At 29.6% G+C, this 2,753-nt stretch carries 2 protein-coding genes; both read left to right on the top strand.

Annotated features, from left to right (window positions below):
• A partial coding sequence (locus tag A2255_00710) for a hypothetical protein (protein ID OGI20885.1) occupies nt 1–896 on the top strand: 896 nt, incomplete at its 5' end.
• Between the two features lie 232 nt (nt 897–1,128).
• Nucleotides 1,129–2,592 carry a hypothetical protein gene (locus tag A2255_00705; GenBank protein ID OGI20884.1) on the top strand — a complete coding sequence of 488 codons (1,464 nt, stop codon included), beginning with the start codon at nt 1,129–1,131 and terminating at the stop codon, nt 2,590–2,592.
• Nucleotides 2,593–2,753 lie beyond the last annotated feature (161 nt).

Below are 2,753 nucleotides of genomic sequence, written 5' to 3'. Positions count from 1 at the left end.
ATTTACCTCCGAGCAATCATTTGTTTAAAGAAATACTAAATGATCAGGGATGGTATCCCGATATATATTTTTGTGCTGTTGATTCAAAGAAAAATTTTATTTATTCATACTTTAATCTGTTAAGAAAATTATCAAATAAACCTACATATAAAATATTTTTAAGTATGTATTTAGGTGCGATAAAATATGAAACTTTTCATTTTATAGATCAGGTTTTTTATAATATAAGGCCGACTTTTAAGGATAATTCTGAATGTGAAAAATTATATGAAAGTTATTTAAATAAAATTACACAATTATCAAGTATTTCTGATCTAAAGAAAATGAATATTGAGCTATGGGAACTGTATAAAGATTATGCTTCAAACTCAGAATCTCGGTTCTTAAGAATAGGTTTAATCGGAGATAGTTATTCTTTAATAGAACCATCAACCCATAATTATGTTGATAAGTATTTGGGTAGGCTAGGTGTAATCGTTGATAGATGGTCATATAATTATCTTTTGGGTCAAAAAATGAACAAAAATGACAATGTATCTAGTAGTTTTGATAGAGTATTTAAAAAAGAGCTTGGAGTATATACCTCTTTGGGAATTAAAAAGATATTAAATTATATTAATAAAGGTTATAACGGATTGATTTTTGTTTCTCCTTTTAATTGCAATCCTAACGATATAATAAGGAATCTGCTAAATAAAATCAGAGACGAATTTAAAATACCTATTCTTGACCTTTTAATTGATGAACATAATTCCGATGTTGGTGCAAATACCAGAATTGAAGCTTTTATTGATATGTTAAACAGAGAGAAAAATTTCCAAAACTATAATGAGGAAAATCAGATTATATTCAGGAAATTTTCATTAACTAAATTTATATGTGATCCATTATATTAAAGTGTTTAAAATGGCATAGAATAAAGTGATAAATTTGTTTTTTTTCTATACTCACCCAACACCCTAAAGGTAGTAAAGGGTTTAGAGCTTTATTGATTTTACGAAATATATACATTTTTAATTGGAAGTTTTTTAAGCCAGGACAAAACTTTTGTGTATCTTAAACATTGTTTTTGATATAAGATTTTGTTCATAAAATGAATTTATTTATTGAAGTTAGTTGGATACTAGTATGAAAATTTTAATGGTATATCCAGAATGCCCTGATTCATTCTGGAGTTTAAAACATATAATGACATTGTTTGGAAAAAAAGCTTATTTGCCTCCTCTTGGCTTAATGACAGTTTCAGCTCTTTTACCGGTTGAGTTTGAGAGAAAACTGGTTGATATGAATACAACAGAATTAACTGATGAAGATATATTGTGGGCAGATTTTGTATTTATAAGCGGTATGATTGTCCAAAAAGAATCTTCAATCTCTGTTATAAAAAGATGTAAAGAACTGGGAGTGAAAACTATAGCAGGTGGTCCATTGTTTACTTCACTCCATGAACAATTTAAAGATGTTGATCATTTTATCTTAAATGAAGGTGAAATAACTATACCAATGTTTTTAGATGACCTTAAAAAAGGTGAACTAAAAAGAATTTATACTTCAGATATTAAGCCGGACATTAAAGATACGCCTATACCCCACTATAATTTAATTAATTCTAATGATTATTATATATTGCCACTTCAATCTTCCAGAGGTTGTCCATTTGACTGTGATTTTTGTGATATTGTCAATCTCAATGGAAGAGTACCAAGAACTAAAAACCCTGAACAAGTAATAAATGAACTTCAGGCAATACAGGATATGGATTGGAGAGGAAGTATCTTTTTTGTCGATGATAATTTCCTTGGTGATAAGAACAAAACAAAAGAATTACTTAGAGCAATAATCGAGTGGAAAAAGAAAACAGGCTTTAAATCATTATTTTTTACTGAAATTTCTATAAACGCCAGTGATGATGATGAATTGCTGGAATTAATGAGAGAAGCTGGCTTCTTTTTGGTGTTTATAGGCGTAGAAACACCTTCTGCATCAGGCTTGCAAGAATGTAACAAGTTTCAAAATCAAAATCGTAATCTGGTTAATTCAATTAGAAAATTTTATCAATATGGAATGGAAGTCACAGGTGGTTTTATCATAGGCTTTGACAGTGATGATGAAACAATATTTGAACGTCAGTTTGAATTTATTCAGGAAGCTGGAGTCTCAAAAGCAATGATTGAATTACTTCAGGCACTTCCTGGAACGAAGCTTCATAAAAGGCTGGACGCTGAAGGAAGATTGCTTAAAACCTCTTCAGGTATAAATCTGGACTCAACAATTAACTTTATTCCTAAAATGGAAAAAGAAACTTTAGTTAACGGATATAATAAGCTAATACAAAAAGCATATTCCCCAAAATATTATTTTGAAAGGCTTAGCAACTTTTTAAAATATTATGAACCAGCCAGACTGGCACCTGTACACAAAAGAATTATATCTTCTCTACTTAAAATCTATTTTGTTCTTAAACATTTAGAAAAAGGTAAAATGTATTTTGGGAAATTAGTTATAGAAACCTTGTTAAAGCGTCCGAAATGTCTACCTGCAGCTTTAAATAGCTCGGTCTTGTACATCCACTTTGGTAAAGTATTTAATTAAGTGTAAATCATCCATTAGGTTAAATCGTTTTGACAAAGGTCAGAATCAGATTGATGAGGGGTGACTGTGTCACTCGATCTTTCCAATTCTGAATAATACTGAATTTTTGAAATAGTGCAAGAAATAGGTTAGACCTCTATTAAGGAGTACGCAAAAGTCAA

It is taken from the genome of Candidatus Melainabacteria bacterium RIFOXYA2_FULL_32_9 (assembly GCA_001784615.1).
Classification (GTDB): domain Bacteria; phylum Cyanobacteriota; class Vampirovibrionia; order Gastranaerophilales; family UBA9579; genus UBA9579.
Note: the sequence above shows the minus strand (reverse complement) of the source record. Positions and strands in the feature narration are given on the sequence as shown.